The 2,373-nt window shown below is 38.4% G+C and carries 4 protein-coding genes; all 4 read left to right on the top strand.

Annotated features, from left to right (window positions below):
- Positions 1-166 precede the first annotated feature (166 nt).
- Positions 167-445: a hypothetical protein gene (locus tag ACFFUV_RS23295; RefSeq protein WP_390198278.1), complete on the top strand. Its 279-nt coding sequence runs from the start codon at positions 167-169 to the stop codon at positions 443-445.
- On the top strand, positions 432-1,109 hold the full coding sequence (locus ACFFUV_RS23290) for a hypothetical protein (RefSeq protein WP_390198276.1): 678 nt from the start codon (positions 432-434) through the stop codon (positions 1,107-1,109). The genes ACFFUV_RS23295 and ACFFUV_RS23290 overlap by 14 nt, the downstream gene beginning before the upstream one ends.
- A gap of 4 nt (positions 1,110-1,113) precedes the next feature.
- A complete protein-coding gene (locus tag ACFFUV_RS23285; protein WP_390198273.1) occupies positions 1,114-1,578 on the top strand; it encodes a DUF4494 domain-containing protein in 465 nt (154 codons plus the stop codon).
- Positions 1,579-1,887: 309 nt separating this feature from the next.
- Positions 1,888-2,373, top strand: a 486-nt coding sequence (locus tag ACFFUV_RS23280; RefSeq protein WP_390198270.1) for a hypothetical protein, incomplete at its 3' end; no start/stop codon positions are given.

Raw genomic sequence — 2,373 nt, 5'->3', positions numbered from 1 at the left:
ACCACGGAAGATTATGACTTGGTAAATATAGCTTTCTATGATTTAGCGGAAAGCCTTCAGAAAAAAGCTGATGGAATGAAAAAAGTCAATTAACTATTAATAATTATTATTTAATTTAATTCAAAAACAAAATGTCTACTTTTGTAGACACATAAAAATTGCATATATGAAAAAGAGTGAGTTTGTAAAGGAGTTAGAGAAGATCATCGATATGGTTAAGACCGAAGATGATGGTTTCGAGTATGGTGACAAAGTCATTTTCTATAAAGAAGATGATAGTAACTATGAAGTCTCGGTAATGAACATTGAGATGAATTTGGGAGTAGAAGCCGATGTTATGGCTGGTATGGATGATATAAATTTTACCTGCCTTATGAGTGAGGTTTATAAACAAAAGGCGATAAAGGCTATAATGATGGAGAAGGATGACGATGAAGACAATTAATGAGATGACCGATCAGGAGATATATGATCTTACTGACGAGCAGATAGATAGATTGATCATAACAAGATGCGCTAAGGAGGGTGTTAGGTTTGTGGACGAACCTCCAGTTATGAAGACATACGACTACAAACCTATTTCTCCATCTAATTTCTTCTACCTTTTAGAAGGATTGAGCATAGCTGTTTTTAATCAGGATGATGCTATTAAAATAGCTAAGTTCTTAAGTAAGTTTGATTTATACAAGACTACATACGATTTCACTATATCCAATGATAAGATATATAATAAGTTGGATATAATCAATATCAAACATATTCCAATGTTTGATACGAAAGATGAGGAATCCTACAAATCTATAAAGGACAAGAATAATAAGATTGAGGAGGAGTATAAAGATCAGGTAGATAAATACAAGAAGGATATAAAAAGAATGAGTGAAATCCATGCCGAGATCTGGTCGAAGGTAATCGATGTAAGAAATAAGATTGATCATATGAATCATCTTAGATTCCTTTTTGTAAAGGAATATCTTCCGTTGGTGGATCATGATACGAATACGGCTATGACGTTTTTTAAGAAAGCTTATGACGTGGATGATGATACGGAAAGATATATTCGTGAAGGGATAAAGGATTACCCATTGTTTAACAACAACATAGATTAATAAGATGCACAATTGGTTTAAATGTACGGTTTCTTATGAGACCGATGCCGAGAACGGCATGAAGAAGAAGGTAAAGGAAGAGTATTTAGTGGATGCCCTTTCTTATACAGAGTGTGAGGCTAGAATTATAGAGGAGATGAGACCGTTTATCTCCGGTGAGTTTAGTGTTGATATCAAACGATTCCGGATAGCGGAATTATTCGCCATGGATGGAGACCGGTTCTATAAGGTCACGGCTGATTATATTACGATAGACGAGAAATCGGGCAATGAGAAACGCAAGGCGTTTAACTACATCGTTCGGGCCAATGACCTTGATCATGCCAAAAAGAATTTCGAGGAAGGCATGAAAGGAACCATATCAGATTTCGTTGTCACTTGTATCAAGGAAGAGAAGAAACTGATGGACTTCTACGAGTTTGATGGTAAGATCAGGAATCCGGAGAAACATGAGAATAATAAGCAATAAAGCTAGCTATGAGACCACATCATCCGTCGCCGAGAAGTTGATGGAGATAAGCAAGATGGAGGGTACGATTTATCGTATCCTCACATTGTCTAACAAAACTTATCTAGCTTCTAAATTAGGATATAGCAGATCGGGGTTCTATAAGAAGATACAAAACAGGAGTTTTAATATCCGGGAACTAGCTCAGATATTCGACACGATCATCAATTTCAAGGAACAGGATTGGGCGGAGAGTAAGATAGATAGGCTTAAAAGATATAGGGCCATAAGCCTTATGGAGTTCAATAAGAATTATAAACGAAAGAAAGCATGAGAGGTAGGATGTTGCCGTGTGAGAGATGCGGGAGGATGGTAGCTGTCAGAAGCAAAGGGTTATGCCAAGTATGCAGGGCCAAGGAGCTACCGCCAAAGGGAAGGACGGCGATACGGGCGAAGGCCAAGCCCAGGGGTAGGAGCCTAGCCGTGTTCTTTGGCGCCCATGTGGCTAGATTGAGTATGACAAGGAGATCTGCTACCGGCGCATATATACCATGTCCTGGGGTAAGTAACATCTGTCACTTATACCCTAAACGGAAATATAAATCGGTCGCCGAGGATAATGATAACATTATCTACTTGACGGCTGATGAGCATACAAGATTCGATTATCTATTAGATACGATGGATTTTAGCCGGCTCTTGGATGAGTTTGGTAACGTATGGCTGTTGGCGGCCAGAAGGATGAGGGATCTCGCACCTAGAGTCGAGGAGGATGGTAAATTAAAAACCAGATTATTATCATGGATAGAAGAAAAC

Source organism: Vibrio olivae (assembly GCF_042428525.1).
Taxonomy (GTDB): Bacteria; Pseudomonadota; Gammaproteobacteria; order Enterobacterales; family Vibrionaceae; genus Vibrio; species Vibrio olivae.
This window is presented reverse-complemented; position numbering and strand designations above follow the sequence as displayed.